The following is a 24,900-nucleotide window of genomic DNA, read 5'->3' on the forward strand; positions in this document are numbered from 1 at the left end:
CTTTCCGTCGGCGTCGGGTCTCCTCGAGCGGCTCCCGGTTCGGGCGTCTCCCGAAGCGCTGGGCCTCGATGGTCATCGGTTCGCCTTCGTCCCGTGCGCCGGCTGGAGGTCCGAGGCTGCAGGCAGCCCTCGGCTCGCCGCGATGGGCCTGCGCGCGGCGCGTACGCCATTGAGGATGACGACGACCTCGGCAACCTCGTGGACGAGGACGACTCCGGCCAGGCCGAGCACCCCGAAGAGGGCGAGCGGGAACAGGACGACGATGATCGCCAGCGCGAGGACGATGTTGGCCGTCATGATGCGCCGGCCTCTGCGAGCATGCGCGAACGCGGCGGGGATCAGGCGCAGATCGTGGCCGGTGAAGGCGATGTCGGCGGATTCCACCGCGGCCGCGGAACCGGTGGCTCCCATCGCGATGCCCACGGTCGCGGTGGCCAGCGCGGGGGAGTCGTTGATGCCGTCACCGACCATCGCCGTCGGCCGCGCTGCGGCCAGACCTGTGATCGCCTCCGCCTTGTCGGCTGGCAGCAGTTCGGCGCGGACGTCGTCGATGCAGGCCTGGGCGGCCAGGGCGCGGGCGGTGCGGGCGTCGTCGCCGGTGAGCATGACCGTGCCGATTCCCTGGTCGTGGAGCATGCGCACGGTCTCGGTGGCCTCGGGGCGGAGTTCGTCGCGCACGCCGATCAGGCCGACGACCTCACCGTCGGCTTCCACCACGACGACCGTCATGCCCATTTCGGCCAGCTCGTCGGCGTCGGTCCGCAGGCCGGCCGGGGCGATCCAGCGTGGACTGCCGACCCTGACGAAACGGCCGGTGACCCGGCCGGCGATGCCGTGCCCGGCGTCCTCGGCCACCTCGCTCGCCGCCGGGGAGTCCGGCGCGGCCGCTGTGATCGCCGCCGCCAGGGGATGGGTGCTGGTCGCCTCGAGGGCCGCCGCCCACGCGAGGACGTCCTGTTGGCTGCCGCCCGGCGCGGTGCGGGTCTCGGTCACCTGCGGCTGGCCCTGGGTGAGGGTGCCGGTCTTGTCGAAGGCGACCGTGCGGATGGTGCCGAACTGCTCGAAGGCGGCCCCGGACTTGATGACGACGCCGAACCTTGAGGCGGACCCGATCGCGCTGATGACGGTGACCGGCACGGCGATCGCCATCGCGCACGGCGACGCCGCGACGAGGACGACGAGGGCCCGTTCGACCCAGGTCCACGGGTCGCCGACGACGAGCCCGAGCAGCGCGACCAGGGCCGCGGCGACGAGGACGGCAGGGACGAGGGGACGGGCGATCCGGTCGGCCAGCCGGGCGCGCTCTCCCTTGCGGGCGTGGGCCTGCTCGACCAGGGCGACGATCTGTGTCAGCGAGTTGTCCCGTCCGTCTGCGGTCGCCTCGACCAGCAGGGACCCGGACCCGTTCACCGCGCCTGCTGGCACGGGGTCGCCCGGTCCTACCTCCACGGGGATCGACTCCCCGGTCACGGCGGAGGCGTCGACGCTCGAGCGGCCCTCGGCGACCACGCCATCGGTCGGGACATGCTCACCGGCTCCGATCACGAGCAGGTCGAGTTCGCGGAGGTCGGCCACCGGCACGGTCGCGACTCCGCCCATGCGGGAGACGCGGGCGGTCTGCGGGACCAGCGAGAGCAGCGCGCGCAGTCCCTCCTTGGCGCGGTCCATCGCCCGATCCTCCAGGGTCTCGGCCAGGGAGAACAGGAAAGCCAGGGCGGCGGCTTCGGCGACGTGGCCGAGCAGCACCGCGCCGACCGCGGCGATCGTCATCAGCAGGCCGACGCCGAGCCGTCCACGGATCAGGCGGCGCACCGCGCCGGGCACGAACGTCCACGCGCCGGCCAGCAGCGCGATCCACTGGGTCACCAGCGCGGCGACGTCCAGGTCGGACCAGTCCAGCGCGTACCCGGCGACGAGGAACAGGCCGGCGACCGCTGAGGGGAGCAGGGCGAGGTCCCTCCACCACGGCGGGCGGGACTCCGGTTCCGCGCCAGGTTCCGATGGGCTCCGCGCCGGGTCTGGCCCGCAGCAGGCGTCGCCGTCGTCGTGTACCGCAGCCGGGACGGTCTCTGGCCCGCAGCAGGCATCGCCCGATGCCCTGGGTGCGTCCGTGCCGATCGGCTGCAGGGACGAGCGGCGGTTTTCCGCCCTCGGATGGCGCGGCTCGTCGACGCCGCAGCACTCATCGTTCATCGCACAGCCCCGTCGGCGTCGCAGCAGCCGGGCACCGAGCACTCCGGGTCCAAGCACGGTGCGCTCTCGTCCACCGCCAGCGTCACGTCCACGAGCGCGGTCAGGGCTGCGGCGATGTGCGGGTCGGCGATCTCGTAGCGGGTCTGCCGGCCCTCGGGCTCGGCGACGACGATCCCGCAGCCCCGCAGGCAGGACAGATGGTTCGACACATTCGTGCGCGTTAGCTCGAGCTCCCGGGCGAGTCTTGCCGGGTGCCCAGGCTCATCGAGGAGGGACAGCAAGATCCGTGAGCGTGTCGGGTCGGACATGGCGCGGCCGAGGCGGTTCATGACGTCGACGCGTGAAGCAATGGTCAGCATGTACTGACCATACAGTGTTTGCTGACCGATTGGCCAGCCCGTGCGATCAGCCCTGCTGGGCAGCCGTTCCGGCGAAGGCCCTGAATGCGCACTCCGACCGGCAGGGCTCGTCACTGTCGGGGCAGCCGTCGACGTGGTCCCGCGCCTGCCGCAGCTGGTCCTGCAGCCGTGTCAGTGACCGAAGCTGTTGCTCAACGGCAGCGATCTGCTCGGCCAGCAGCGGCTGCAGCGTTGCCTTCACCCCCGTGCAGGTCCCGTCGTCGACGAGCTCGATGAGCCGGCGAATCTCGGGCAGCTCGAGGCCGAGCCGCTTCGCCGCGGTGATGAAGTCCAGCCGCTCGAGGTGGCCCTCGTCGAAGTCCCGGTACCCGTTCGGGCTCCGGTCCGCTGCGAGAATGCCGAGGCGCTCGTAGTAACGCAGCGTGCTCGCAGGCACCCCGGTGCGCTCGGAGACCTCGGAGATCTTCATGTTCCGACCATAGGGCGCTCCGGCTTGACCTTCAACCCGGGTTCAAGGTCTAGCGTTTAAAACGGCGCAGTGCATGCGCCCAGCCCGACAGAGAAGGAGACCCATGCGCGCGAGTATGGAATGGATGGTTAGGCACCAGGTCGCGCTCTACGTCGCGGGACTGGCCCTCGGGGCCGTCGTCGACTGTCCCGGCCCACGATCGCCCACCCGGCAGAGCACGCGATTCACCCGGTGCTGGCGCTTCTGCTCTACGCCACGTTCCTCAGCATCGCGTTCGGCAGGCTCGGCCGGGCATTCAAGGACTGGCGCTTCCTCACGACGGTCCTCGTCGTCAACTTCGTCCTGGTGCCGCTGGTCGTCTGGCCGCTGTCGCGGATCGTCGCCGGCGACCAGGCGCTGTTCGTCGGGGTGCTGTTCGTGCTGCTGACCCCGTGTATCGACTACGTCATCGTCTTTTCCGGCCTCGCGGGCGGCGACGAGGAGCGCCTCCTGGCGGCGGCCCCGCTGCTGATGATCGCCCAGATGCTCCTGCTGCCGCTGTACCTGTGGATCTTCATCGACGCGGAGTTCGTCGGCTCCGTCGAGTTCGGTCCCTTCGTCGAGGCCTTCGTCCTGATCATCGCCCTGCCGCTGGTCGCCGCCGCGCTCACGCAGCTCGCCGCCGCCCGATGGCGCATCGGGCGCAGGGTCGAAGAGATCGTCATGGGCGCGATGGTGCCGCTGATGGTCGCCACCCTGGCGGTCGTGGTCGCCTCGCAGGTCGCCGGGGTGAGCGCCCGGTCCGGCTCCCTGCTCCTGGCGGTGCCGGTCTTCGTCCTCTTCGCGGCCGTCATGGTGCCGGTGGGGATGCTGGTCAGCCGCGCGGCGGGCCTCGACGTGCCCGGCAGGCGCGCCGTCGTGTTCAGCGGCGCGACTCGGAACTCGCTCGTCGTGCTCCCGCTGGTGCTCGCGTTGCCCGCGGCGTTTGACCTGGCACCGCTGGTCGTGGTCACCCAGACGCTCGTCGAGCTCGTCGCCATGGTCGTGTTCGTCCGGTTCGTGCCGCTGCTGGTGCCGGAACTCGTGCCGGCTGCCGACGCGTCCGCGTAGGTTTCGTAGTCGAAGCTGCCCTCGCGCCTCAACGGGTCGGCAGGAGTCCTCGGAGGGCTGCCGCACTCCGACGGTCAAGCAATGAGCGCCTTGGCGGCGGCGAGGATGTCGATGGTCGGCCGGTACTAGGCACTGCTTGATTAGACATGCATCCATTTTGAAGGATGTCGATGCCGGCTACACGTCGACCGGATGGTGTTCGTGAAGGCGGGGCTCTCTGATCGTCGGTGATCCGCACTTCCTCGGCGTCTTCAGCATCCGGGCGTCACGTCAGTTGGAGAGTGGTTAAGCAGGTAGGGTCGTCGAGGCGGGTCGAGATGCCCTGTTTCGCGGTGCGGTCTTCGGTGCTGACCGTGAGCGTCGCATCAATACCGCGGGGCAGCCAGAGTCCGATGAATCCGTTGTCGTAAGTCGTGAGCGAATCTTCGAGGATGGTCTCGCCCGACGTCGTGTTGACCACTGTGACATCGACGTCAGTGTTGGCGAGCTCGCCGAGACAGGTAGTGAGGCTGTGGAAGTAGCACTCGTGGGTCTGCTCGAGATACGGGGCGATAGAGACGTAGAAGTCGTCCTCTGGCATCGGCAGAGTGGTTTGGTTGTTCTGATCGTCGGTGAGGACGAGTTGGTCGGGCTCGATCGAAGCCATGAGTTCGGTTGAGCGGTCTATGACCGGCATCGTGTCAAGACGCTTGATGATTTCCCGGGCGTCCAGGCCATCGAGGCCGTGGTGGGCTACCAGAGACTGATCGGATCCTGCGGAAGGGGATGGGTCAGCACCGGCGCAGCCGCTGAGCAGGAGGACGGCGCTGGCTGCCAGCGCGGTTATGGTCGCGCCGAGTCCCTGCCGGCTTCTGGAGGGTCGGATTGGTGCGGCAAGGGTAGGGGTCATATCGAGCTCTTCTCTCGGGTAGATGTTGGTCATGTCGTCAGGCCCGATCTCCGCCTCCGTCCCGCCCCGGGACCGAAGGCGGGACGATGCTCAGCTCACGCCTGCGCGGAGCGAAATCCCAAGGTGTTAGGAGCGGACGAGGCGGTTGATGGCGTCGCTGGCTTCCTGGATCTTGGCGATAGCCGCGTCCTCATCGCCTTGCTTGGCGGCGTCGAGGACGCAGTGCTTGAGGTGGTCATCGAGCAGGCCGGTCGCCACACCCTGCAGGGCCCGGGTGAGGGCGGAGACCTGGGTGAGGATATCGATGCAGTACTTCTCGTCGTCGATCATCTTCGTAATCCCCCGGGCCTGGCCTTCGATGCGCTTCATGCGGTTGCGGTAGCGGTCCTTGTCGCTGATGTAGCCGTGCTGGTGGGTCCCGGTGTCGGTCCTGATCTCGGTGCTGTCGGTGGCAGTGTCGTTGGCCATGGTTGTGTCCTTCACTTCTGGCGCTCCAGGACGGAGCGGGTGCTGGCTTCGGGGGTGAGGTCGATGCGCCGCAGCAGCTGGGCGTTGAGGGCGACAACGACGGTGGAGATCGACATCAGGATCGCGCCGACCGACATCGGCAGGACGAACCCGACGGGTGCGAGGACGCCGGCCGCGAGCGGGACGGAGATGAGGTTGTAGCCGGCGGCCCACCACAGGTTCTGCTTCATCTTCCGGTAGGCGGCCCTCGACAGCTGGATCACCGACAAGACGCTGCGCGGGTCGGAGCTGGCGAGAATGACCCCGGCCGAGGCGATGGCGACGTCGGTGCCGGCTCCGATGGCGATGCCGACATCGGCCTGGGCCAGCGCGGGGGCGTCGTTGACGCCGTCGCCGACCATGGCGACCTTCTTGCCCTCGTGCTGGAGCGCGGCGACTTTCGCGGACTTGTCCTCGGGACGAACGCCGGCGAAGACGCGGTCGATGCCGAGTTCCTGGCCGACCTCGTTCGCCACCGCTTCGGCGTCACCGGTGATCATGACGACCTCGACGCCGAGCTCATGGAGGGCGTCGACGGCATCGCGGGACTCTGGGCGAACCTCGTCGGCGAGCTTGAGGCCACCGATCACCTTGCCATCACGGAGGACGTGCAGGATGATCGCGCCCTCTGCCCGCCACGCGTCTGCCGTGTCGACCTCGTCCTGCCCGGTCTCTTCGAGCAGCCGGGGTCCGCCGACGCGGATCTCCTGGTCGGCCACCGTCGCAGTGACGCCGACCGCGGGGGAAGAGGTGAATCCGCTGGACGGCTCGAGGGTGAGGCTCTTCTCCTTGGCGGCGGTAACGATGGCCTGGGCGAGGGGGTGCTCGCTGTCGGCCTCGGCGGATGCGGCCAGGGCGAGCACCTGGTCGGCATCCATGCCTGCGGTCGGTTCGACGCCGGTGACGGTGGGCTCGCCCTTGGTCAGGGTGCCGGTCTTGTCGAAGAGGACCGCGTCGACTTGGCGCATGGACTCCAGGGCGAGGCGGTCCTTGACCAGGACGCCGCCGCGGGCGGCGCGCTCGGTGGCGATGGAGACGACCAGTGGGATCGCCAGGCCCAGAGCGTGGGGGCAGGCGATGACGAGGACGGTGATGGTGCGGATGACCGCGTCGTCGGGCAGTCCGAAGAGGGTCCAGACTGTTGCGGTGATCAGGGCGGCTACGAGGGCGAACCAGAACAGCAGGGCAGCGGCGCGGTCGGCGATGCGCTGTGCACGGGAGGAAGAGCCCTGCGCCTCAGCGACGAGCCGGTTGATGCCCGCCAGCGCCGTGTCGTCGCCCGTGGCGGTGATCTCCACCCGCAGGCCGGAGTCGGTGGCGACGGTGCCGGCGGTGACGTTCTCGCCCTCGCCGCGGGCGACGGGGCGTGACTCGCCGGTGATCATGGACTCGTCCATGTCGGCGCGGCCGTCGACGACGATGCCGTCGGCGGGGACGCTGCCACCGGGGCGGACGATCACGACATCGCCGACGCGCAGCTCGGCCGGGTCGACCTTGACGACGTCGTCGCCCTCGATCCGCTCGGCCTCATCGGGCAGCAGCGCGGCCAGGGAGTCCAGCGCCGAAGTGGTCTGGGCCAGGGAGCGCATCTCGATCCAGTGGCCCAGCAACATGATGACGATCAGCAACGCCAGCTCCCACCAGAACTCGAGCTCGTGATGGACGAGCCCGAGAGTGGCGGCCCAGGAGGCGAGGAACGCGACGGTGATCCCGAGCGCGATCAGCAGCATCATCCCGGGCTGGCGGCTCTTCAGCTCGCTGACGGCACCGGTGAGGAACGGGGTGCCGCCCCAGGCGTACATGACGGTGCCGAGCACTGCGGCGACCCAGCCCGCCCAGCCGGGCACCGAGTAGCCCAGCAGCATGGCGAACATGGGAGAGAACGCGACCACCGGGATGGCGATGACGAGGTTGATCCAGAACAGTCGACGGAACTGGCCGACGTGGTCGCCGTGGCCCGCATGACCACCATGGCCACTGCCGTGATCGCCGTGCCCGGCATGGTCGCCGTGTTCCATGGTGTGGCCTTCGTGCTCGGCATGCGAGTCGTCAACGTGGCCGGACTCGGTGGTCTCGTCGGCGACGTCGCCGTGGTGATGGTGATGCGTGGTCGGGTCCGTCATTGCTCTTCGCTTCCCCTCGTTCTTCCCCGGTCTTCCCTTCGATCGGGTCGTGTCTCGCCGCGGACCCTTCAGGGCCCGCGGCGGCCGGCTCAGGAGGCCGGCTTGATCTCGCTCTCGACGACCCACTTGTGGTTGGTCATCTTCATGCCGTCGGACTCATAGTCGACCATGTAGACGGTCTCGTCGGTGGAGGAGGCGATGGTCGCCTTCGCGCCCTTCATGCCCTCCATGTGCTCCGCTTCCAGCGTGACCTCGGTGCCGTCGGCCACTCGCTGGTCTCCGGCATCCTTGATCTCCTCCTGCACGACCCACTTGTGATCCTTGACCGGATCCCCGCCGGTGGTGGGCGTGAAGTTCACCGCGTAGGTATAGGTGTCGTAGGCCCCGGCGATCGTGGCCGGTGCGCCGTCCATGCCCTCCATGTGATCGGCGGTGAGCTTGACCTCGGTGCCGACCGGATACTTCGGCGACGCGGCCTTCTCGATGCCCTCGGGGGCGGGGCCGCCGTCCATCGGATGCTCCATCCCGCCGCTGTCAGAACTGCTGCCACTGCTTCCGTGGCCCTCGTGCTGGCTGGTCGACGAGGGGGTCGCTTGGTCCTGGTCTCCTCCGGTGCTGCAGCCGGAGAGCACGAGTGCTCCGCCGAGCACTCCTGCGGCGACGGTGGTCATGAGGCGCTTGCGCATAAAGTCTCCTATCCATTCATTGTAGTCCGATCAACATTATACCCCTATGGGGTATAGGTCAAATATCGATCGGTGGGCGTGGAATCGCTCAGCTTCGATCCAGTCGCCCCGGGCAGCAGTAGTAATACTGCAGCCCCGGGGCATCGAAGGATCAGGCCATGTTGGCGGCGTACTTGGCTGGATCGGAGTCGAAGGTCGGTCCGCAGCCTGGGCAGCAGAGCCAGTAGCGCTGCCCGTCGTAGTCACGGAAGAGGCCCTTTTCTTCGGCGTCCTGTTTGTTGACCGGATTGCCGACCATGACGGGGCAGGTGGTCATGTCGTCGCTTCCTTCGACGAGAAGGTTTTCGCGATGGCCGGAATTCGCGGCGTGGTTCTCTGCGCCGGTCGTGCCGCAGCAGCCGGATCCTGCGCTGACCGGTGCCTCGGCTGCGGATGTCTCGGTTGCGGGGGAGGTGCTGCAGCAGCTGGTGGGTGCCTGGTCTTCGATTCTCATTCTCGGTGGATCCCTTTCGTGTGTTCGGATGATGGTTGGTTCTGCGGCGTCACTGCTTGGCGACGCTGCGGAACCCGCGCAGGCGGAGGCTGTTGCCGACGACGAAGACGCTGGAGAACGCCATCGCCGCGCCTGCGAGCATGGGGTTGAGCATGCCCAGCGCCGCGACCGGAATGGCCGCGACGTTGTAGGCGAAGGCCCAGAACAGGTTCGACTTGATCGTGCCCAGGGTCCTGCGGGAGAGCCGGATCGCGTCGACCGCGGCCCGCAAGTCGCCCCGCACGAGGGTGATGTCGGAGGCCTCGATGGCGACGTCGGTGCCGGTGCCCATCGCCAGGCCAAGGTCGGCCTGGGCGAGGGCGGGGGCGTCGTTGACGCCGTCGCCGACCATCGCGATGACCTTGCCCGCGTCCTGGAGGCGGGTAACGACATCCACCTTGTCCTTGGGCAGGACCTCGGCGATGACCTTTTCGATGCCGACCTCGGCGGCGATCCGCTTGGCCGCGGCCTCGTTGTCGCCGGTGAGCAGGACCGGGGTGAGGCCCAGGTCTTTCAGGCCCTGGATCGCCTCGGCGCTGGTGGGCTTGACGGCGTCGGCGACGACGAGGATTCCGCGGGCCTGTCCGTCCCAGCCGACGGCGACGACGGTCTTGCCCTCGTCCTCGGCTGCGGCCTTGGCGGCGGCGACGTCGGAGGAGAGGTGCTGCGACCAGTCGGCCAGCAGGGACTCCCGGCCGACGAGCACGCCGCGGCCGTCGACGACTCCCTGGACGCCCTTGCCCTCGATGTTCGCGAAGTCCTCGGGAGTGGGCAGCTGCCCGATCTCCTGGACCGCGCCCTTGGCGATGGCCTGGGCGATGGGGTGCTCGGAGGCGTCCTCCAGAGCGCCTGCCAGGCGGAGCAGCTCGGCGCGGTCGACGCCGGGCTCGGTGATCGCCTCGACCAGGGTCATCTTGCCGGTGGTGACGGTGCCGGTCTTGTCGAGGACGATAGTGTCGACCTTGCGGGTGGATTCGAGAACCTCGGGACCCTTGATCAGCACGCCCATCTGCGCGCCGCGACCGGTGCCGACCAGCAGGGCGGTGGGAGTGGCCAGGCCGAGGGCGCAGGGGCAGGCGATGACGAGGACCGCGACCGCTGCGGTGAAGGCGGCGGAGACGGGGAACCCGGCACCGAGCCACGCGCCGAGGGCGATGACCGAGATGGCGATGACGATCGGAACGAACACGCCAGAGATCCGGTCGGCCAGGCGCTGGACCGCGGCCTTGCCAGTCTGGGCGTCCTCGACGAGCTTGGCCATCTGTGCCAGTTGGGTGTCCGACCCGACGCGGGTCGCGCGGATGACCAGGCGGCCGCCGGCGTTGACGGTCGCGCCCGTGACCGGGTCGCCGGCGACGACCTCGACTGGCACGGACTCTCCGGTGAGCATGGACGCGTCCACGGCCGACGTTCCGGAGGCGACGGTGCCGTCGGTGGCGATCTTCTCACCTGGGCGGACGACGAACTCGTCGCCGACGGCCAGATCGGAGGTCGGGATCTTGACCTCGGCCCCATTGCGCAGAACCGAGACTTCCTTCGCGCCGAGCTCGAGCAGGGCGCGCAGCGCGGCACCGGCCTGGCGCTTGGAGCGCTTCTCGAAGTAGCGGCCGGCGAGGATGAACATCGTCACCCCGGCCGCGGCTTCGAGGTAGATGTTGCCCGCGCCGTCGGAGGGAGCGATGGTGAACTCGAAGGGATGCGTCATGCCTGGCGTCCCGGCGGTGCCGAGGAACAGGGCGTAGAGCGACCACAGGAACGCCGCGGTCGTGCCCATGGAGATGAGGGTGTCCATGGTCGCGGTGCCGTGGCGCAGGTTGGTCCACGCTGCCTTGTGGAACGGCCAGGCCGCCCAGACGATCACCGGTGCGGCCAGGGCCAGGGAGGCCCACTGCCAGTAGGTGAACTGGAGCGCAGGAACCATGGCCATGGCGATCACCGGGACGGTGAGCACGATTGCGCCGATGAGGCGGTGCTTGAGCGATGTCAGCTCGGAGTCGGGAGCCTCACCATCGTCCGTGGTCGGGCCCGACGGCGTCGCGTCCTTGGGCTTGGGCATGGCAGCGGTGTAGCCGGTCTTCTCGACCTCGGCGACCAGCAGGGCGGGGTCGTACCCGTCGGGCACGGTGACCTTGGCCTTCTCGGTGGCGTAGTTGACCGTGGCGGAGACACCGTCGAGCTTATTGAGCTTACGCTCGATCCGGTTCGCGCAGGAGGCGCAGGTCATCCCGCCAATCTCGAGCTCGATGCCGGCGTCCGCGACTAGCGGCGCTTGGGTGTTCGCTGCAGCTTGGGTGCTCACCGCGTGTCCTTTCCTGTTGCTTCTTCGTCGACGGACTGGCCCTTTGGGGATCAGTGGCCGCCCGAGTGTGATTCGTCGTCTGCCTGGGTGCCGTCGCCGTGCCCGGCGTCGACCACGAACTGTGCGGTGCGGACCTTGCCGTCGATCTGGAAGTCCAGGTACAGCAGGTATCGGCCGGCGGTGGGGACCTCGGCGGCGAAGCTGACGTCTGGTCCTCCGGTCGACCCCGCTTGGGGTTCGTCGCCGGCGGGGTGCACGTGCAGGTAGGCCAGGTCACCCTCGCGCAACGCGACCAGGTGGCCAAATGCGCCGAGGTACGGCTCGAGCGCGGTGACCGGCTTGCCGTTGCGCTCGACGGTGGCCGTCAGGTCGCTCGTGCTCCCGGCGTTTAATTCTCCGTCCAGGGTGACGGTGTACCCGTCGACCTCGTCGGTGCGCGAGACCGTCGCCTCGACCGGGGCGTAGTCGCCGGCGACCTCGACGGCACGGGTGAGCGTGACGCCCTCGGCGTCCTTCCCGGCGGGGGTGAAGTCGGCGTAGACGCGGTAGGTTCCTGCCTCGTCCCAGTTCCACGACGGCACCGACCAGGTGCCGGTGGCCTCGTCCAAGTCCGGGTGCACGTGGCGGAACTGCGTCCCGTCGGTGCGCACCACGATCAGGTGAAGATCCTTCTCATGAGTCCTCGTGTACTCCGTCACCGGCTTCCCGTCCTCATCGAGGATCCGGAAGCTCAGTTTGCCGGCATCATTGGTGCCTGATGGGGCCGTGACGGGAGAGAGGACGTAGCCGGCAGCGCTGGCCGAGACGCCGTTCATCGCGTGCTCCATGTTCTGCTCCTCCGTGTCCCCGTGACCCTCGCCGTGCGAGCCCGTGTCGCTGCTCTTGGCCCAGGCGGCCAAGACGCTGTCGGGGACGACGACGCCGGCGAGCCCGAAGGCCGCGCCGAACGCCACCACCAGCCCAGCGCCGTAGGCCGCGAGCCTGACCGGTGCCTTCATCAGACGCGAACCGCCGTATAGCCGGCTTCCTCGACCGCGGCCAGGACCTTCGCATCGTCGACCTCGCCGGAGGCGGAGACGACGAGCTTGCCGGTCTGCGCGCTGACCTGGATATCGGTGACGCCAGAGATCTCGCTGACCTCCTCGCGGACCGACATCTCGCAGTGCCCGCAGGTCATGCCCGTCACCTGGTACTCGTTCGCAGTCATCGCATAACCTCCTCAATTTGGGTACCCCCGGTGGGTACCTGTGTGAGTGCAACCGTATACCCCTGACGGGTATTCCCGCAAGGGGATGCGGACTCGCCGCTGAATGATCCCCACGTGTCGAGGGGATACACCACCGGGGTATGCTGGGGCTGTGGAGACCGCGACCGATGAACCCTGCCGCAGCCGGCACTGGCTGCAGCTGATCATTCTTACGGCGCTGCTGATCACGGGTCTCCTCGGCATGCACGCGCTGGTCGGCGGACCGGCAGCGGCGACGACCCCCATGGCGTCGCCGGCTCACGCGTCCTCGCAGTCGCCCGGCATGACGGGCATGACGTCTATCGCCTCCATGTCGAGCGCGACCGGAGCACAGGGTCCGGTGCACGGCTCCGGAGGCTGCGCAGACGCCATGAACAGCGGCGACTCCACCTGTGTCTCCGCGCCTACGACCCAGAGCATTCCGGCCCTCCCCGTTCCGTCCGTCGCAGCTGTGCCCACACTCGTCTCTGCGCCCATGCCGTCGTCGCCGTCCGAGACGCCCCGCCGGTTCGCGCTGACGCATCTGGAGCTGTCGATCTACCGAACGTGAGCACTGAGGAGCGCCGATGCGGCGCTCCTCAGTCAGCCACCTCGGCGGGTCCACGACCCTGCCGTGCCTGCCACGACACCGTGTCCCAAAACGCTGGCCCATCTTCCGGGCCCAGGCGGCTCTGTGCCTCCGATCACCCGTGTTCGTCGAGCGCGCGGGCGCGATGTCGTGGTCCCGTTCACCATCGACACAGAAGGACATCACCCATGCATTCCACCCTGAATCGTCGACAGTTCCTGTCTGTCGGCGCATTGACGCTGACTGCCGCCGGCTTCGCCGGATGCAGCACCACCGCCACTAAGACAACCTCGTTCATTGGGTCCAGCAGCACCGCAGTCACTTCCGCGGAGGCGAAGCGCCGCCGCACCGGAACGATCGTGCGGCGTGCGCTGACCGCCGAGCCGGTCACCCTGGACCTCGGAGGGAAGACCGCCAAGACCTGGGCCTATCGGGGAGCGTCGGCGACCAAGCCGCTGCGCGGCAACGTCGGTGACTCCCTGAAGGTCGACTTCACCAACGACCTGCCCGATCCGACCAGCGTCCACTGGCACGGGCTGGCGCTGCGCAACGACATGGACGGAGTGCCGAGCCTCACCCAGGAGCCCATCGAGCCCGGTGGGTCGTTCGACTACGAGTTCACGCTGCCCGAGCCGGGCACGTTCTGGTTCCACCCGCATGTCGGCGTGCAGCTCGACCGCGGCCTGTATGCGCCGCTGATCATCGACGATCCGCACGAGAAGGGCGACTACGACCAGGAATGGGTGATCGTTCTTGATGACTGGCTGGACGGCGTCACCGCGACGCCCGACGAGGTCCTCGCCGAGCTCGAGAAGGGGATGATGGACCACGGCGGCATGGACATGGGGCCGATGCGGATGGGCAACACCCTGATGGGCGCGACCTCGCCGCTACTCGGCGGCGACGCCGGCGACGTCTACTACCCCCTCTACCTGATCAACGGCACGCCTGCGAACGACCCCCAGACCTTCACCGCCAAGCCCGGGGAGCGGATCAGGCTGAGGATCATCAACGCCGGCGGCGACACCGCCTTCCGCTTCGGGATCGGCGAGCACCCGCTGACGATCACCCACACCGACGGATTCCCCGTCGAGGCCTTCGAGGCCGAGAGCGTCGTGCTCGGCATGGGGGAGCGCTACGACGCGATCATCACCGCCGGCGACGGCGCGTTCGCGGTCGTCGCCGAGGCCCTGGGGAAGCAGGACCAGGCCCTCGCCGTCCTGCGCACCGCATCGGGCAGCGCACCCGCGAAGGACACGACGCTGCCGCAGACGAAAAATCCCGCCACAGCGGCCGACCTCAGGGCAGCCGGCGAGGTCGCACTTCCCAAGCGCGGCGTCGACCGCACGCTCACCCTCGAGCTGACCGGAAGCATGGAAAAGTACGACTGGGCGATCAACGGCAAGCGCATGAACATGGACCAACCGATGCGCGACGCCCTCGGCATCGCCGACGGGGAGCGGGTCGCCCTCGAGTTCAAGAACTCGACGACGATGTGGCACCCGATGCACCTGCACGGGCACACCTACCAGCTTCCCGGCGGCGGGCCGCGCAAGGACACCTCGATCGTCCTGCCCGGCACGACGCTGCGCGTCGAGTTCGACGCCGACAACCCCGGGCGGTGGCTCACCCACTGCCACAACGTCTACCACGGGGAAGCCGGGATGATGACGACGATCGCCTACCAGGAGAACTGACGCATCAGGGCCGCGCACCTTACCGGGTGCGCGGCCCTGCGCCTCAATTGCGCGGACATGGCGTCTTCGTGACCCGGGGGAGACGGTCCGATGCCCCCGACGCGGCGCATCGGAACAGACAGTGCAGCACACGCCGCAACGTCGGTGAGTGTCGGACAGTGTCGATGGTGGTTCTGAGCGTGGTCATCGGGACTCCTTCGGCGTGTTTCGGCGGCCTCGTCGCGGGACGGGTCAGCCGCCGTCTCGGTGTACCTGCGGCGGGTGTCGGCGTTCGTGTCCGGCGGACTCATCCGTCCGCCGGACACGAACGGTCGAGGATGCGTCACGACTCCTGAGCGGGCTCCTTCTCGGCGTCGACGTGAGCCTGCCCGGTGGGGCGGATGTGCCGCAGACCGATCGCGGCGATGAGCGCGGCAAGGGCGGCGATGATCGCGGAGGTGATCCCAGCGGCGTTCAGTCCGCTGGTGAACGCCTGCTGGGCCGCGGTCGTCAGTGCCTCTCCGACGTCGCCCGGCAGCTGTCCGGCGGCGGCGATGGCCCCGTCGATCCCGGTCTCGGCCGCGGCCGCCGCCTCCGGTGGCAGCCCATCGGGCAAGGAGTCGCTGATCTGGCTGCGATAGGCGGCGATCCCGATGCTGCCGATGACCGCGACACCGAGTGAGATGCCCAGGTCGTTGACGGTCGTCGCGAGCCCGGAGGCACCGCCGGCCTTCTCCGGCGGGACCGAGCTCACCACCAGGTCCGTGGTCAGCGCCATGGAGGGCGCGACCCCGGGGTAGGTGACGACGAAGCTCGCGATCACCAGCGCGAGACCGGTGACGGCGTCGAGCTGGGTGAACAGGATGTAGCCGACGACCTGGGTGAGCAGGCCCACGGCGATCACGTTGCCCGGCCGGAACCTCCGGGCGAGCATCGGCGAGAGGGTCGAGACGACGATGAGAACTGCCGCGGCAGGCAAAATCGACAGTCCGGCCTGCATAGGCGAGAGCCCTTGCACCTGCTGCAGGTACTGGGTGAACAGCGAATACACCCCACCCAGCGCCGCGGCCGAAAGAAGGAACACCGCGAGTGCTCCGCTGACGGTGCGGTTGGCAAACAGCCGGACGTCGAGCAGGGGCTGGGTCGCGCGCAGCTGCCGGATCACGAACCACAGCCCGACCAGTACTCCGGCGATCAGCAGGCCGATCGACGGGCCGGCCGGCTCCTGGGTGGCGAAGCGCTTGACGCCGTAGATGATGGCCAGCAGCGAAGCGACCAGGAGCAATGCGCTGAGCAGATCGATCTTCGCGGTCGGATCCTTGTGCTCAGGCAGCAGCAGCGGCGCGCCGATGGCCACCAGCGCCATCACGGGCACCGCGACCAGGAACGTCGCCTGCCAGCCGAAGACCTCGAGCAGCAGGCCGGACAGCAGTGGTCCGAGGGCGACACCGGCGAAGATCCCGCCGGCCAAGACGCCGATCGCGACGCCTCGCGCCTTCGGGTCGGCGAAGAGCACGAAGATCAGCCCCAGCGTGGACGGGAGCATCATGGCTCCTCCCACGCCGAGGATGGCGCGCCAGGCGATCATCAGCTCGGGACTGGTCGTCAACGCCGCAGCGATGGACACGATTCCGAACAGGACCGCGCCGATCACCATAAGCAGACGCTTGCCGATCCGGTCGCCGAGGACGCCCATCGCGACGAGGAATCCGGCCATGACGAACCCGTAGATGTCGAGAATCCACAGCAGCTGTGCGCTAGTCGGGTTCAGATCAGCAGCCATGTTCGGGGCCGCCAGGAACAAGATCGTCAGCATCATGAACAGCAGGGTCGACGGGATCACGAGGACCGCGAGCCCCCACCACTGCTTCGCCCCGGTCCGGGGTGCAGGTGCATTCGTCTCAGACATGGCGCACCTCCTTGTTCTGCGTCGTCGTTCTCATGGCTCCATTGGTCCATTCGTTCTCGACAGGGTTGTCACGGGCCGGGAGGCCCTCAGCCGAAGTCAAGCATCGGTGTACGACTTCTAACCGCTATACTAGCTCGTATATTCCCGTACGAGTTAGAGGTGGGTATGCCGAACGGAAAGGGCGCGGCCGGCGCTGGTGAACAGAAGCCGGTGCGGCGAGGAAAGACGGCCAACCAGAGGGCAGACGCCCAGCGCAATCGGGCGAAGATCCTCGCGGCGACGCCGGATGCGCTCAGGAAGGACCCTGATGCCTCCGTCGCCGGCATCGCCGCCGAGGCGGGGGTCGGTCGGATGACCCTCTATGGGCATTTCAAGACGCGTGCCGAGCTCATCGACGCGACCCTCGCCGACAGCCTGGAACGAGCCGAGGCCGTCCTGGCCGACGTGCCTCTCGACGGTGATCCGGGCCAGGCGTTCGAGGCCCTGATCGCCCCGAGCTGGATGCTCCTGGAGCACATTCGCGCCGTGCTCGTGGTGGCTCAGCGCGAGCTGCAGCCGGCCCGCATCCGCGAGATGCACGAGAAGGCCGAAGCCCGGATGCGGGGCCTTCTCGAGCGCGGCCAGCGCGAGGGCGTCTTCCGTGCGGATCTGCCTGTCGACTGGCTCCTCGCGGTCACTCACCTGACCATGAACGCCGCAGCCGAGGAAGTCACCGCCGGCCGGCTCGACAGAGATGACGCTGCCCGCGTCATCGTCGTCACCCTGCACTCTGCCTTCGCCGCCAACGATCACAACTGACCCGCCGAATCGCCGGCCAGGGCAATTCGTCGTCCTCGCGAGCCGAACGTGGGGCGGCCGGTGGCGTCTCGTGGGGCACTCATCGATGCGCACTTACGTTCGAGTATGCAATAATCTGCGTATGGACGCAGATAAGCAGATATGCGGGCTCGACCCCGACAGTCAGTACGTGGAACTTGCCGTCGAGGTGTTCGGGCTCCTCGCCGACGCGACCCGAGTCCGGATCGTCCTCGCGCTGCGTCGCAGCGACGAGCTGTCGGTGAACCACCTCGCCGAGAGCGTGGGCAAGTCGCCGGCCGCGGTGTCGCAGCACCTGGCGAAGCTGCGGATGGCCCGGATCGTGTCGACCCGGCAGGAGGGGCAGCGGGTGTTCTATCGGCTGGAGAACGAGCACGCCTCCCAGCTGGTGTCCGACGCGATCTTCCAGGCCGAGCACTCTGTCGCCAATGGGCAGGTCCCGGCACACCACCACGAGGAACGAGCAGAAGCATGACGGAGCACAGCCACGCCCATCCGCACGCTGACCACGAGCAGGAGAGCGGAGCGTCCGCGCACGATCACGCGGATCGTGATCACGGCCAGGACCACGGGCATACGCACGGTCATGGCCATTCCCATGACCACGGCGAGCACGGTCACTCCCACCCGACGGGGTTCAAGGGCTTCCTGTACGGGATCTTCGTCCCGCACTCCCACGACGCCGCCGACTCGATCGACGACGCGATGGAAGCCCACTCCGAGGGAATCCGCGCGCTGAAGATCAGCCTGGTGCTCATGCTGGCAACGACCGTGCTGCAGGCCGCCGTCGTCGCGTTCTCCGGATCGGTAGCGCTGCTGGCCGACACGATCCACAACCTCTCCGACGCCCTGACCGCGGTGCCGCTGTGGATCGCGTTCGTGCTGTCCCGTCGGGTCGCCACGCGGAAGTACACCTACGGCTTCAACCGGGCCGAGGACCTCGCCGGGCTGTTCATCGTCCTGATGATCGCCCTGTCGGCAGTCATCGCCGCTTGGGAGGCGATCGACCGCATGCTCAACCCCAGGCCCATGGAGAACATCGGCTGGGTGATCGCCGCCGGCATCATCGGCTTCCTCGGCAACGAGGCGGTCGCGGTCTACCGCATCCGCGTGGGCAGGAAGATCGGCTCGGCCGCCCTGGTCGCAGACGGCATCCACGCCCGCACCGACGGATTCACCTCTCTGGCCGTCGTGGCCGGCGGGATCGGCGTGCTGCTCGGCTTCCCGCTCGCCGACCCGATCGTAGGCCTGCTGATCTCGGCCATGATCGCGGTGCTGCTGGTCGGTACCGTGCGCTCGGTCGGCCGACGGCTGATGGATGGCGTCGAGCCGGAGCTCGTCGACCGCGCCGAGCACGCCCTGGAGCATCTGGCCGAGGTCGAGTCGGTGGAACGGGTGCGGATGCGCTGGGTCGGGCACAGGCTCCATGGCGACGCGCTCGTCCGCACCTCCGCGACGAGCCTCTCCGACGCCGACCGGCTGGCCGCGGAGGCGGAGAGTTCGGTGAAGCAGCACATGCCGAATGTGGATGAGATGTCTGTCCGAGTGGCCTCGGTCTGGCGGTGACTGGCTCCGTCATGCGGCTGGTCGTTTAGGAGCGGCTCGTATGCATCTCCTTCTCGAGACGAGACCGATGCCCCGCGATCATGCGAGGGCCGGTCTCAGAAAACTGTCCAGTTAGGGCGAGCGTCCAAGGCGGGCTACAGGAGGCGACGACCGGCAGGTGTTGAAGATCTGGAGGAGCGCCGACGCCCGAAGAGGAGTGGCTCGACGTCGCCGCCGCGGCCGAATGCCTCCATTAAAGCGCCCGGACCACCCCGGCGACTCACCTCAGTATCATGGTCTTCAACGCGTCCTGCCCTACTGGATTGGGAGTGCGAGTCGAGTGCCGATTCATTCGCGAGTCGACTGGCGACTCGACTCGCTTGTGAGTGAACGTCACAAACTTGTCGAGTCGGGTACTTCGAGCGCTCGCTGGCCGTCTACGGCCGGGCGGGCGAGCCGTGCCGGCGCTGCGGTGCGCCGATCCGACGGCTGACCGTGGCCGGGCGCACCACGCACGTCTGCCCGCGCTGCCAGCCGGCGCAGCGGCTGCGCGGAGGGCCTCGGTGGCGCGCTGTTCAGTTCCCATCGAGGTGAGCGAGGAGCACGCGGACGCGGACGTCGATGGCGTCGCGGATGGCGGCAGCGCCTTCGGGAGCCGGTTGCAGGCGTCAGCCTCGCCAGAGCTCGATCGACTCCCAATCGCGTGGCACGCCCATCGACTCGACCGTCAGGGCGTGCGAGCTCGGGAACCTCCGCAGCAGCGCTGTCAGTTGTTGCGCCCAGTCGGAGCTGGGGTCGATGATCGGCAGGAGATACGCAATGACGGCGAGGGCGCTGTAGGTGCCGAAGACGCCCTTCGCCGTCGCCTCATCACGCAGGTGGTCGAGGATAGGGACTTGCCCGACCTGGGGGCGGGCCGGTGCGTACTGGAGCTTCCTGTTGAACAGGCGGGAGTGGTGCGCCGCGACGTTGCGGACGTAGTTCAGGCTGGCCAACCAGCTGCTCATGATGCGCTTAGTCGGTAATCCGAACGCCAGGGCGATCTCCTCGGCGTCCTGCTGGTTCATCCCCCGATAGAGGACTGAGAGGTGGCCCAGCTCGAGGATCTCGGTGAGCGCCCAGACCGGCATCCGATCGTCGTACTTCTCCCGGAAGTGCTTGACGAACTGCTCGTCCGAGCGGATCTTCCTCTCGTTGACACGCCGAAGCCATTGCGCGTGCTTGCTCGGCGCGGGATCCCCCGCGTCGGTGCTCTCGCCGGTGAAGGACTCAGTGAAACAGGCGGGGTCCTCGTAGGCGAAGGGGGACCTTCGGCCAAGCACGTATCCGATCCGCATTCGGGCGGCGACTTCGATGCGCTCGGCGCCGTCCATGACGAGCAAGCGCAGGCGTCGGTCGAAGTCGATGAGGTCCTCGGCGTGCTGCAGCGTTGTGCCGGTCCTGTAGTCGCTGAGCACGCGGACCTGCACGCGACCTTCGTCGTCGATGTCATCCTCGGACTCACGGAACGGGTAGAGGTAGCCGGTGAGGCGGTAGTAGCCGACCGCCTGGAGGACCGACGCAGCCCGGGCGTGGTCTTCGATCTCGACTCCATGCCTCATCAGTCGATCGATCTGTTCGTCGACGGACAGCCACGACTTCGCGTACTCGGCCATGCTCCTCCCCGGGAAAGAAAATCAGCCCGCGCCTTGCGGCAGCGGGCTGATCATGATGGTGCAAGCTTAGCACGGAGCAGAGGCGAGGCTCCGTAGTCTGTGGATGGCCGCCGGTTCTGCGGAGTTTCGATGCGCCGGGACCTGCGCACGAGTCGAGTGCCGTTCGGAGTCGGGCTACTTCGAGCGCTCGCTGGCCGTCTACGGCCGGGCGGGGGAGCCGTGCCGGCGGTGCGGCACGCCGATCCGGCGGCTGACCGGGGCAGGTCGCGCCTCGCACGTCTGCCCGCGCTGCCAGCCGGTGCAGCGGCTGCGGTGAGCGCGGCCGACGTCGCCGCGGGCAGGGCTCGCAGCCTCGCTCCTACGCTACGCGCACGCGCCTGCGCCGCGCCGGCAGGGACATGAGTGCCACGGCACCCACGGTCAGCGCCATGCCCGCGTACTGGAGCGCGCCCAGCTGCTCGTGCAGCACGAGGCGGCCCATGACGATGCCGGACAGCGGCTGGAGGAGCAGCACGGGGGCCGCGAGGTCCGCGGGCAGGCGCACCGTGCCCATGCCGATGAAGACGAACGACAGGAACTGGCCGCCGAACGCCACCGCCGCGAGCCAGCCCCATGAGGCGCCCGGCATGTGCACCGCGATCGTGCCGGTGACGAGCCCGAACAGGCCGATGGCCGCGGCGGCGGAGCCCGTGCCGAGCGCCACCGGGGCGAAGATGCGCCGCCGATCGAGCTTTGTGGCCCGGCGGTTGCAGTAGAGGTATCCCGCATACAGGCCGCCGGCGGCCACGCCGAAGACCGTGCCGCGCACGGGACTGTCCGCCTGCAGTGCGCGCGTGCCGATCCCGCCCGTGAGCGCGAGCCCGGCGAGCATGACGGGAAGCGCCAGGAAGAACCGCGGGCGCAGCCGCTCGCCCTCGATGAGGCGGGCCAGCAGCGGGTAGACGATGACCTGCGAGCCGATGAGCACGGTGGCGACCGCTGCGCCCGTGTCCAGGATCGACTGCGTCCACATGAGGTAGTCGCACGCGAGGAAGACCCCGGAGCCCAGGGCCCACCGACCCGCCCCGGGCCACAGGCGGCCCAGGCGGCGGTACTCGAGGGCGCCGCAGATCGCCAGGGGGATGAGCGCGAGCGCGCAGCGGTAGAACGCGGCGGTGACGGCACCCTGCCCGGAGAGGCGGATGAACGTTGACGAGGCGCCCACGAGCGCGCAGCCCAGCACCGTGATCGCCAGGGGCGCGAACAGGCGCTCGCCGGTGGAAGTCTGCATGCCTCCCATTCTGACCGTCGGGACAGATAAGGTCTATTGAATAGAAGTGAACGAAATTCTTCAGTTGGCCTATGCAAAGGGGTGCCCATGAGCGGCCGAACGCCCGCCCGGCGCGAGCTGCACAACTGGGATCGGCTGCGCGTCTTCGCCGAGGTCAGCCGCACAGGCTCCGTGGCCGGTGCCGCCGAGGCCCTGGGCGTCACGGCGCCCGCGGTCTCCCAGCAGCTGCGCCGCCTGGAATCCGAGCTCGGCACGCGCCTCGTCGAGCCCATGGGCCGCGGGATCGTGCTCACCTCCGCCGGCCATCGCGTGGCGCGCGAGGCCCGCGGCATGGCCCGGGCGCTCGGCGAGCTCGTGCGCGCCCTGCCCGCCCTGGCGGGGGAGGCGGCCGGTCCTGTGCGCATCGGCGCCCCCATGAGCGTGCTGGCGCCCCTCCTCGCCCCGGCGCTGGCGCGCCTCCAGACCACCCACCCGGACCTCGAGCCGCGGCTCGAGGACGGCGAGGCCGCGGCGTTCCTCGCACGCCTGGCCGACTACGGCCTGGACGCCGCGATCGTCGAGCGCTGGCCGAGCGATGCGGCGCGGGCCGGCCGCGGGCTCGCGGAGCGCACGCTGCTGCGCGAACCGGTCCACCTCGTGGTCCCGCAGCGCCTGGCGGCCCCGGAGCCGCGCTCGCTGCGCGCGGTGCTCGCGGCCCTCGGCGAGACCCCGTGGACGGTATGCCCGCCGGGCAGCGGGGCGCTCGAGACCCTCCGCCAGCTCACCCGCGCCCACGGCCGCCCCGCGCGCAACGCCCACCTCATCGGCTCCTACCCCGCCCAGCTGGAGCTCGTCGCGGCGGGACTCGCGTGCGCACTCGTGCCCGCCTCGGCCGCGGCGGACGCGCCGGGCACGCACCGCGTGCCGGTCGCCACGGGCATCGAGCGGACCATCGGCCTCCTCACCCGTGCGGGGGACGACCGCCATGCCGTGACGGCGCTCGTCGATGCCCTGGCGGCCGGTGGTGCGGAACCGGCCGCGCCTACGCCACCGCCCCCGTAAACTGGGCCCACCATGTTCCTCAAGACCCTCACGATGCGCGGCTTCAAGTCGTTTGCCTCCGCGACGACGCTCGCGCTCGAGCCGGGGATCACGTGCGTCGTGGGTCCCAACGGGTCCGGGAAGTCCAACGTCGTGGACGCGCTCGCCTGGGTCATGGGGGAGCAGGGCGCGAAGAACCTGCGCGGCGGCAAGATGGACGATGTCATCTTCGCCGGCACCGCCAAGCGCCAGGCCCTGGGCCGCGCCGAGGTCTCGCTCACCATCGACAACACCGACGGCGCGATCCCCATCGACTACACCGAGGTGACGATCTCCCGCACGCTGTTCCGCACCGGCGGCAGCGAATACGCGGTCAACGGCTTGCCCGCCCGGCTGCTCGACATCCAGGAGCTGCTCAACGACTCCGGGCTGGGCAAGGAGATGCACGTCATCGTCGGCCAGGGCCGCCTCGACCAGATCCTCCACGCGGACCCGCAGGAGCGCCGCGGGTTCATCGAGGAGGCCGCCGGCGTCCTCAAGCACCGCCGCCGCAAGGACAAGGCGCTGCGCAAGCTCACCGGGCTGCAGGCCAACCTCGACCGCCTCCTGGACCTGCGCCAGGAGCTCGCCCGCCAGCTGGGTCCGCTGGGCCGCCAGGCCAAGGCCGCCAAGCGCGCCGCCGGCGTGCAGGCCACGCTGCGCGACACCGCCGCCCGCCTGCTCGCCGACGACATCGTCCAGGCCCAGGCGCGCCTCGAATCCGACCCGCGGACGGCCGACCGAGGCGAGCGGCGCGCACAGCTCGAAGCACGGGTCGCGGCCGCGGACGACGCGATCGCCGCCGCCGAGGCCCAGCTCAAGGGCCACGAGGCCGAGGTCGAGGAGCTCGGCACCGCGCTGCGCGCCGCCGGTGCCCAGGCCGCCCGCGCCCGCGCGCTCGCCCAGCGCGCCGGCGACCGGGTGGAGTTCCTGCGCGCCCAGCCGCTCGAGTCGACGGGCAAGGACAGTCCCGAGGCGCTGGCCCAGCGCGCCGAGCGCTTCGCCGCCGAAGCCCAGGACGCGCAGGCCGAGCGCGCCGAGCGCGAGGAGGCGCTGGCCGCCCTCACCGCGGACAGGGAGGCCGCCCAGCAGGAGCTGCGCGCCGCAGAGGACGCGCTCACCCGCCGCCGCGCCCAGATCGCCGCCCAGGTGAGAGAGCGCGCGGAGCTCGAGAGCTCGCGCACCGTCGCCCAGCGCGCCCTCGACGACGCCGGCACCACCGCGGCCGCCCTCGACGAGCGGGCGACCGCACTCGAGGGCGATCTCGCGCGGGTGCGCGAGCGCCTTTCCGCGGCCCAGGCCGCCGCGGCCGCGCAGGAGGAGGGCGAGACCGCACTCGACGCAGCCCACGAATCCGCGCTCGCCGCAGCGGATGCCGCCGCCGCCGCCCTCGCGGACTGCGATGACGCCCGCGCCCGCCACCGTGCGGAGGCCGACCGGCTCACCGCGCGCGCCGAGGCCCTCGAGCTGGCCGCCCGCCTGGCCGCGGCCACCGAGGACCTGCTGGCCGCAGGCGTCCCCGGTGTGCGCGCGCCCCTGGGCGAGCTCGTCGCGATCGCCCCGGGCTACGAGGTGGCGCTGGCCGCCGTGCTCGGCGAGCTCGCCGCTGCGGTCGTCGTCGACGGCATGGGCGCCGCGGCCCAGCTGCTCGGCGCCGTGGGTGCCGACGCCGACATCGACCTCCTCGTCCCCGCCCCCGCCGCCGGCCCGGAGTCCGCGCCCGCCTCCGAACCGGCCGCACCCACCCCGCCCGCGCCGCCCACCGCCGCCGATGCGCTGACCGGCTCCGAACCCATCCCGGCCCGCGCGCTCCTCGCCGCGGACGACCCTGCCCTCGGCCGCCTCCTCGACGCCCAGCTGGCAGACGTCTTCGTCTGCGCGGACCTCGACACCGCGCTGAGCGCCGCCCTCGCGCGCCCGGGCGCGACGTTCGCCGCGCTGGGCGGCGAGGTCGTGCGACCCCACCGCCTCACCCGCGCCGGCGCCGGCGAGGGCGCCCGCCTGGCCGCC

Annotated in this window: 24 protein-coding genes; 10 read left to right on the forward strand and 14 right to left on the reverse strand. The window is 69.5% G+C overall.

What is annotated here, in order from left to right:
• Positions 1-72: 72 nt before the first annotated feature.
• From GSY69_RS01355 to GSY69_RS01365, 3 genes are read right to left on the reverse strand one after another with little or no spacing between them, the layout of a single operon-like run.
• Positions 73-2,193 (reverse strand): heavy metal translocating P-type ATPase, encoded by a 2,121-nt coding sequence (locus GSY69_RS01355; protein WP_160952110.1) that lies wholly within the window; start codon positions 2,191-2,193, stop codon positions 73-75.
• Positions 2,190-2,552, reverse strand: coding sequence for a Cd(II)/Pb(II)-sensing metalloregulatory transcriptional regulator CmtR (cmtR, locus tag GSY69_RS01360; protein ID WP_160952111.1), 363 nt, complete (start codon positions 2,550-2,552; stop codon positions 2,190-2,192). Before cmtR ends, GSY69_RS01355 begins: the two co-directional genes overlap by 4 nt.
• A gap of 46 nt (positions 2,553-2,598) precedes the next feature.
• Positions 2,599-3,021 (reverse strand): MerR family transcriptional regulator, encoded by a 423-nt coding sequence (locus GSY69_RS01365; protein WP_030014548.1) that lies wholly within the window; start codon positions 3,019-3,021, stop codon positions 2,599-2,601.
• A gap of 231 nt (positions 3,022-3,252) precedes the next feature.
• Between GSY69_RS01365 and GSY69_RS01370 the strand changes: the two genes are divergently transcribed.
• Positions 3,253-4,110, forward strand: coding sequence for an arsenic resistance protein (locus GSY69_RS01370; RefSeq protein WP_328698711.1), 858 nt, complete (start codon positions 3,253-3,255; stop codon positions 4,108-4,110).
• A 265-nt stretch (positions 4,111-4,375) separates the two neighbouring features.
• On the opposite strand, the gene GSY69_RS01375 is transcribed toward GSY69_RS01370, so the two are convergent.
• From GSY69_RS01375 to GSY69_RS01410, 8 genes are all read right to left on the reverse strand, one after another.
• A complete protein-coding gene (locus GSY69_RS01375; protein WP_235936189.1) occupies positions 4,376-5,032 on the reverse strand; it encodes a CueP family metal-binding protein in 657 nt (218 codons plus the stop codon).
• Positions 5,033-5,125: 93 nt separating this feature from the next.
• A complete protein-coding gene (locus tag GSY69_RS01380; protein ID WP_202410719.1) occupies positions 5,126-5,467 on the reverse strand; it encodes a metal-sensitive transcriptional regulator in 342 nt (113 codons plus the stop codon).
• 11 nt (positions 5,468-5,478) lie between these two features.
• Entirely contained in the window at positions 5,479-7,629 is a 2,151-nt protein-coding gene (locus GSY69_RS01385) for a heavy metal translocating P-type ATPase (protein ID WP_030014545.1), read from the reverse strand.
• Positions 7,630-7,718: 89 nt separating this feature from the next.
• Positions 7,719-8,315 carry a YdhK family protein gene (locus GSY69_RS01390; RefSeq protein ID WP_030014544.1) on the reverse strand — a complete coding sequence of 199 codons (597 nt, stop codon included), beginning with the start codon at positions 8,313-8,315 and terminating at the stop codon, positions 7,719-7,721.
• Positions 8,316-8,466: 151 nt separating this feature from the next.
• Positions 8,467-8,808 (reverse strand): hypothetical protein, encoded by a 342-nt coding sequence (locus tag GSY69_RS01395; RefSeq protein ID WP_030014542.1) that lies wholly within the window; start codon positions 8,806-8,808, stop codon positions 8,467-8,469.
• A 49-nt stretch (positions 8,809-8,857) separates the two neighbouring features.
• A complete protein-coding gene (locus tag GSY69_RS01400) occupies positions 8,858-11,146 on the reverse strand; it encodes a heavy metal translocating P-type ATPase (RefSeq protein ID WP_328698713.1) in 2,289 nt (762 codons plus the stop codon).
• 50 nt (positions 11,147-11,196) lie between these two features.
• Positions 11,197-12,144 carry a hypothetical protein gene (locus GSY69_RS01405; RefSeq protein ID WP_030014540.1) on the reverse strand — a complete coding sequence of 316 codons (948 nt, stop codon included), beginning with the start codon at positions 12,142-12,144 and terminating at the stop codon, positions 11,197-11,199.
• On the reverse strand, positions 12,144-12,353 hold the full coding sequence (locus GSY69_RS01410) for a heavy-metal-associated domain-containing protein (protein ID WP_030014538.1): 210 nt from the start codon (positions 12,351-12,353) through the stop codon (positions 12,144-12,146). Before GSY69_RS01410 ends, GSY69_RS01405 begins: the two co-directional genes overlap by 1 nt.
• Before the next feature lie 151 nt (positions 12,354-12,504).
• Between GSY69_RS01410 and GSY69_RS01415 the strand changes: the two genes are divergently transcribed.
• Entirely contained in the window at positions 12,505-12,942 is a 438-nt protein-coding gene (locus GSY69_RS01415) for a DUF6153 family protein (RefSeq protein ID WP_030014537.1), read from the forward strand.
• Positions 12,943-13,148: 206 nt separating this feature from the next.
• Complete coding sequence (locus tag GSY69_RS01420) at positions 13,149-14,657, forward strand: multicopper oxidase family protein (RefSeq protein WP_160952112.1); 1,509 nt, start codon at positions 13,149-13,151, stop codon at positions 14,655-14,657.
• A gap of 322 nt (positions 14,658-14,979) precedes the next feature.
• Here GSY69_RS01420 and GSY69_RS01425 read toward each other — a convergent pair whose 3' ends face one another.
• The gene (locus GSY69_RS01425) at positions 14,980-16,545 is read right to left on the reverse strand and encodes an MFS transporter (protein ID WP_160952113.1); all 1,566 of its coding nucleotides are present in this window, start codon (positions 16,543-16,545) and stop codon (positions 14,980-14,982) included.
• Positions 16,546-16,710: 165 nt separating this feature from the next.
• Between GSY69_RS01425 and GSY69_RS01430 the strand changes: the two genes are divergently transcribed.
• The 4 genes from GSY69_RS01430 (at position 16,711) to GSY69_RS01445 (ending at position 19,500) form a co-directional block, all read left to right on the forward strand.
• Positions 16,711-17,343: a TetR/AcrR family transcriptional regulator gene (locus GSY69_RS01430; protein WP_030014533.1), complete on the forward strand. Its 633-nt coding sequence runs from the start codon at positions 16,711-16,713 to the stop codon at positions 17,341-17,343.
• A gap of 121 nt (positions 17,344-17,464) precedes the next feature.
• Positions 17,465-17,836, forward strand: coding sequence for an ArsR/SmtB family transcription factor (locus tag GSY69_RS01435; protein WP_047978437.1), 372 nt, complete (start codon positions 17,465-17,467; stop codon positions 17,834-17,836).
• Positions 17,833-18,927 (forward strand): cation diffusion facilitator family transporter, encoded by a 1,095-nt coding sequence (locus tag GSY69_RS01440; protein ID WP_160952114.1) that lies wholly within the window; start codon positions 17,833-17,835, stop codon positions 18,925-18,927. The genes GSY69_RS01435 and GSY69_RS01440 overlap by 4 nt, the downstream gene beginning before the upstream one ends.
• A gap of 408 nt (positions 18,928-19,335) precedes the next feature.
• Positions 19,336-19,500 (forward strand): zinc finger domain-containing protein, encoded by a 165-nt coding sequence (locus GSY69_RS01445; protein WP_160952126.1) that lies wholly within the window; start codon positions 19,336-19,338, stop codon positions 19,498-19,500.
• A 74-nt stretch (positions 19,501-19,574) separates the two neighbouring features.
• Here the strand turns inward: GSY69_RS01445 and GSY69_RS01450 are convergent, their stop codons facing one another.
• Positions 19,575-20,507, reverse strand: a complete 933-nt coding sequence (locus GSY69_RS01450) for an Abi family protein (protein WP_160952115.1) — start codon at positions 20,505-20,507, stop codon at positions 19,575-19,577.
• Between the two features lie 157 nt (positions 20,508-20,664).
• On the opposite strand from GSY69_RS01450, the gene GSY69_RS01455 reads away from it, so the two are divergent.
• Positions 20,665-20,877 (forward strand): zinc finger domain-containing protein, encoded by a 213-nt coding sequence (locus tag GSY69_RS01455; protein ID WP_160952116.1) that lies wholly within the window; start codon positions 20,665-20,667, stop codon positions 20,875-20,877.
• Between the two features lie 42 nt (positions 20,878-20,919).
• Here GSY69_RS01455 and GSY69_RS01460 read toward each other — a convergent pair whose 3' ends face one another.
• On the reverse strand, positions 20,920-21,831 hold the full coding sequence (locus tag GSY69_RS01460; protein ID WP_160952117.1) for a DMT family transporter: 912 nt from the start codon (positions 21,829-21,831) through the stop codon (positions 20,920-20,922).
• An 87-nt stretch (positions 21,832-21,918) separates the two neighbouring features.
• Between GSY69_RS01460 and GSY69_RS01465 the strand changes: the two genes are divergently transcribed.
• Both GSY69_RS01465 and GSY69_RS01470 read left to right on the forward strand, forming a co-directional pair.
• Positions 21,919-22,872, forward strand: a complete 954-nt coding sequence (locus GSY69_RS01465; protein WP_160952118.1) for a LysR family transcriptional regulator — start codon at positions 21,919-21,921, stop codon at positions 22,870-22,872.
• A 12-nt stretch (positions 22,873-22,884) separates the two neighbouring features.
• Positions 22,885-24,900 (forward strand): chromosome segregation SMC family protein (locus GSY69_RS01470; protein WP_160952119.1); only part of this gene is annotated, 2,016 nt, incomplete at its 3' end.

The sequence above is a fragment of the Brevibacterium rongguiense genome (genome assembly GCF_009857845.1).
GTDB classification, from domain to species: Bacteria; Actinomycetota; Actinomycetes; order Actinomycetales; family Brevibacteriaceae; genus Brevibacterium; species Brevibacterium rongguiense.

Excerpts from the sequence above, each read along its gene's own strand:
- GSY69_RS01455 (WP_160952116.1), top strand. The coding sequence starts at position 20,665 with ATGGCCGCCGGTTCTGCGGAGTTTCGATGCGCCGGGACCTGCGCACGA.
- GSY69_RS01380 (WP_202410719.1), bottom strand. The coding sequence starts at position 5,467 with ATGGCCAACGACACTGCCACCGACAGCACCGAGATCAGGACCGACACC.
- GSY69_RS01395 (WP_030014542.1), bottom strand. The coding sequence starts at position 8,808 with ATGAGAATCGAAGACCAGGCACCCACCAGCTGCTGCAGCACCTCCCCC.
- GSY69_RS01365 (WP_030014548.1), bottom strand. The coding sequence starts at position 3,021 with ATGAAGATCTCCGAGGTCTCCGAGCGCACCGGGGTGCCTGCGAGCACG.
- GSY69_RS01385 (WP_030014545.1), bottom strand. The coding sequence starts at position 7,629 with ATGACGGACCCGACCACGCATCACCATCACCACGGCGACGTCGCCGAC.
- GSY69_RS01405 (WP_030014540.1), bottom strand. The coding sequence starts at position 12,144 with ATGAAGGCACCGGTCAGGCTCGCGGCCTACGGCGCTGGGCTGGTGGTG.
- GSY69_RS01375 (WP_235936189.1), bottom strand. The coding sequence starts at position 5,032 with ATGACCAACATCTACCCGAGAGAAGAGCTCGATATGACCCCTACCCTT.
- GSY69_RS01420 (WP_160952112.1), top strand. The coding sequence starts at position 13,149 with ATGCATTCCACCCTGAATCGTCGACAGTTCCTGTCTGTCGGCGCATTG.
- GSY69_RS01430 (WP_030014533.1), top strand. The coding sequence starts at position 16,711 with ATGCCGAACGGAAAGGGCGCGGCCGGCGCTGGTGAACAGAAGCCGGTG.
- GSY69_RS01390 (WP_030014544.1), bottom strand. The coding sequence starts at position 8,315 with ATGCGCAAGCGCCTCATGACCACCGTCGCCGCAGGAGTGCTCGGCGGA.
- GSY69_RS01450 (WP_160952115.1), bottom strand. The coding sequence starts at position 20,507 with ATGAGGCATGGAGTCGAGATCGAAGACCACGCCCGGGCTGCGTCGGTC.
- GSY69_RS01465 (WP_160952118.1), top strand. The coding sequence starts at position 21,919 with ATGAGCGGCCGAACGCCCGCCCGGCGCGAGCTGCACAACTGGGATCGG.
- GSY69_RS01425 (WP_160952113.1), bottom strand. The coding sequence starts at position 16,545 with ATGTCTGAGACGAATGCACCTGCACCCCGGACCGGGGCGAAGCAGTGG.
- GSY69_RS01410 (WP_030014538.1), bottom strand. The coding sequence starts at position 12,353 with ATGACTGCGAACGAGTACCAGGTGACGGGCATGACCTGCGGGCACTGC.
- GSY69_RS01435 (WP_047978437.1), top strand. The coding sequence starts at position 17,465 with ATGGACGCAGATAAGCAGATATGCGGGCTCGACCCCGACAGTCAGTAC.
- cmtR (WP_160952111.1), bottom strand. The coding sequence starts at position 2,552 with ATGCTGACCATTGCTTCACGCGTCGACGTCATGAACCGCCTCGGCCGC.
- GSY69_RS01355 (WP_160952110.1), bottom strand. The coding sequence starts at position 2,193 with ATGAACGATGAGTGCTGCGGCGTCGACGAGCCGCGCCATCCGAGGGCG.
- GSY69_RS01460 (WP_160952117.1), bottom strand. The coding sequence starts at position 21,831 with ATGCAGACTTCCACCGGCGAGCGCCTGTTCGCGCCCCTGGCGATCACG.
- GSY69_RS01440 (WP_160952114.1), top strand. The coding sequence starts at position 17,833 with ATGACGGAGCACAGCCACGCCCATCCGCACGCTGACCACGAGCAGGAG.